This is a genomic window from Vallitalea sediminicola (assembly GCF_054408565.1).
In genome coordinates, this window is sequence record NZ_BTPT01000209.1 from 1 (window position 1) to 232 (window position 232).

General features: G+C 30.2%; 1 protein-coding gene. It reads right to left on the reverse strand.

Annotation, left to right across the window (positions count from 1 at the left end; all coding sequences use genetic code 11):
• Positions 1-63 precede the first annotated feature (63 nt).
• A complete protein-coding gene (locus ACX6CF_RS26445) occupies positions 64-219 on the reverse strand; it encodes a hypothetical protein (RefSeq protein WP_458788370.1) in 156 nt (51 codons plus the stop codon).
• Between the last annotated feature and the right edge of the window lie 13 nt (positions 220-232).

Here is a 232-nt window from a genome sequence, read left to right on the forward strand (position 1 = left end):
AAACCAAAAAGAAGGGCGCCATTTCCCTTCTTTTTGGTTTTGCTATTCATTTACATTATATATTTATTTTCCGTAGTAAGCTTTTTTATATAAATTAACTAATTCTTTTACTAGAGGTAATCTTGGATTAGCAGTTGTACATTGATCTTCGAATGCTCTATCTGCTAAGTAATCTACTCTACTTAAGAAATCTTTTTCATCTACACCGAATTCCTTTATTGTAGTCTTAACC